This window comes from Okeania sp. SIO2B9 (assembly GCF_010672505.1).
Lineage (GTDB): Bacteria > Cyanobacteriota > Cyanobacteriia > Cyanobacteriales > Microcoleaceae > Okeania > Okeania hirsuta.
Genome location: NZ_JAAHGK010001013.1, coordinates 1 through 2,855, shown reverse-complemented (window position 1 = coordinate 2,855; position 2,855 = coordinate 1). Strand labels below are relative to the sequence as shown.

Annotated in this window: 2 protein-coding genes and 1 pseudogene; 2 read left to right on the top strand and 1 reads right to left on the bottom strand. The window is 30.4% G+C overall.

Going from position 1 to position 2,855, the window contains the following annotated elements:
• Positions 1-34: 34 nt before the first annotated feature.
• Positions 35-973 carry a sensor histidine kinase gene (locus tag F6K13_RS26675; RefSeq protein ID WP_287288946.1) on the bottom strand — a complete coding sequence of 313 codons (939 nt, stop codon included), beginning with the start codon at positions 971-973 and terminating at the stop codon, positions 35-37.
• A 786-nt stretch (positions 974-1,759) separates the two neighbouring features.
• Between F6K13_RS26675 and F6K13_RS26670 the strand changes: the two genes are divergently transcribed.
• Positions 1,760-2,143 (top strand): hypothetical protein, encoded by a 384-nt coding sequence (locus F6K13_RS26670; protein ID WP_124144670.1) that lies wholly within the window; start codon positions 1,760-1,762, stop codon positions 2,141-2,143.
• A gap of 283 nt (positions 2,144-2,426) precedes the next feature.
• Positions 2,427-2,822, top strand: a pseudogene (locus tag F6K13_RS26665) (endonuclease V); the annotation flags it as partial.
• Between the last annotated feature and the right edge of the window lie 33 nt (positions 2,823-2,855).

Here is a 2,855-nt window from a genome sequence, read left to right as displayed (position 1 = left end):
TGTTCAACAATAACTTGATAACTGATTGATAGTCCTAAACCTTTGCCTTGACTGACTGGTTTAGTTGTAAAAAAGGGGTCGAGATTTTAGAGCAATTTTCCTCTGTTATACCTAAGCCATTATCAGAAATATAAATCCCGAGCCAATCATTTTCTAATTTTTCTGTTCTGATAGAAATTTTTGGTTGTTCTACTCCATATTTATTCTGATAGAATTTTATTTCTAGTGCATGAATGGCATTATTAATAATATTCATTATTGCTTGCTTTAATGCGTTAGTAAAACAGTTAACTAGAGGCAGCTCGCCATAATATTGAATGACTTGAATCCTTACCAATGGATTTTGTAAACGGGGTTGAATAATTAGTAATATACTGTCAATAATTACATGAATATCTACAGATATTACTTTTGCTGTATCTAAGCTGGAGAAAACTTGCAATGATTTAACAATTTTACTAATACGGTTTGCCCCTCCTCTCATTCTACCTAATAACTTGGATAAGTTTTCCTCAATATAATCCAATTCAATTTCTTTAATTTTGTCTATAACTTCATCAGGTAAATTTGAAGAATTTCTATGCAAAATATGAGCTAAATTTAATAAATCTTTCGTATAGTCATCAATGTGATTTAAGTTACCCAAAATAAAGGTTACAGGATTATTAATCTCATGAGCAACTCCGGCAAGCATTTCTCCTAAACTAGACATTTTTTCCGCATGAATGAGTTGAGCTTGAGTTTTTTTAAACTTTTCCAGAGTTTCTTGTAAGTAAATATTTTGCTTTTTTAAAGCTTTTTCCACTAATTTACGCTCAATTTCAGCCACAGAGCGAGCAGCAAATATTTTTAATATAGATTTTTTTTGTTCATAATTGTGTTTTAAAGGTTTAGTATCTAAGCCAGCAATATAACCGATATTTTTTCCATGACTATCTACAATATAAATCCCTAAATAACTTTCAGCTTGCAAAGTTAATAAATCTCGATATTCTGGGAATAGTTGTTGAATTGAATGGTGATAAATTTGTAGACCTGTTTCATAAATGGTACTACAAGGAGTTCCTTCTATATAATATTTAAAATTAGGTATAAACCTGTCTCCTGACCAAAAAGCTAATACCCTAATTTGTGGTCGAGTACTGTCTATAAATTCTCCAATAAATCCATATTTTATTTGCAAAACTTGAGCCAGGTATTGAACACAAGCCTGAAAAAATTATTCGCCGATTTTTAGATGCAATTCCTGCAACAATGAATTTGAAATTATATTCCGATTCAAAATCATAATTTGTCATTACATTATTATATAATTCTAGATATTATTTATATATATTTGCCTTGTTCATAAATCATCCTTCGGCTATTTATTCAAGTTCACTCAGTATTAGTTCTGAGATATTTAGTAATCATGTTTTATTCAATCGTTGTTTTCTTAAGTATCTTTCATATCAGATATAATCCAGAGCTACACTTTACCTGTCTAGTTATTTTTTCATTGCTCGATTGAGCAGTCTTAAAGCTGATAACTTTTAGATATAAACTATTATTCTGTTTCTTTAACAATTATATTAACTTGTTCTAGATATAATCCTAATTTAAGTGATTTTTCCGACCGAGTAACAATAGATAATACCAATTATCTAATTTCATGTTTATGTTTAATTGAATACTTAAAATATAATCATTCCTGAAATTTGTTATAATTCAGGGATTTAATATTTTGCCTAATAAATAAAATATAAGATTTTAAAAAATGATACTTGAAGAAATTTTTCCCTTTAGATTGGCCATAGATGCCACAGCGATCGCAGGTGCATCTCTCTGGTCTTTGGCCTTATATTGGGGTTTTTCTCCTCTGAGTGAGTGGGTGACGTTACAACTTAACCGTTGGTTTAATTTTGCAGAAAGAGCATTGTATACATCTGAGAAAGAATTTGAAAAGACGCGCAAAGCAAGAGAATCTCAGAATGCTTTTTATGCTTCTATTTTTAGTATTGTGCCTTTTTTAATTGTAGGAAGTTTGTGCAATTGGGGTGTAGAAATTGGTTTAGATAAAAGTTGGTCAATTAGTATTGGGATAATTGTTTGTGTAATCTGTGGTGTTTATGAATTGGGAAGAAGAGATAGTAAATCTTCTTAAATAAGACTTCTTGCAGAAGTCAGGCAATAGGGAATAGGGAATGGGGAATAGGGAGATGAAATTGTTGATTTCATATATTGAATTAATTTAATTAAAACTTTTGCAAGAAGTCTATAGTAGTTAAGTAGAGCAGGCTAAAAAAAAGACGTTGCATTTTTAATCAAAAAACTCTTAAAGGCAATGAATATAAACTTTTGAGCTAATTGACAATTTGATACATAGTGCTCAAAAATTACCATGTTCTACTTATTATTTTAATTAGCTGAATTGCTAAAGACTAAATATGATGAAAATAGACCAAAAGTTTCCTTTTCCTACTGATGTAGAAACAGCGATCGCTCTGCAAGAAAAACTCCGCCATCAAGTAATAACTGAAGACCAATTTGGAACTATTAAATATGTAGCTGGTATTGATGTTGGTTATAGTGATTCAGATAAGATTACTCAAGCAGCAGTAGCAGTTTTAAGTTTTCCACAATTGGAATTATTAGAACAGTCTATAGTTAAACGTCCTACTTATTTTTCTTATGTTCCGGGATTATTATCTTTTCGAGAGATACCTGCTATTTTAGATGCTCTAGAAAAGCTAAATATTACTCCTGAATTATTGCTTTGTGATGGTCAAGGATTAATTCATCCCCGTAGATTTGGTATAGCTACACCAATACTAGGGATATTAACTAAAACTCCTAGATGACAAGCTATACCAAAT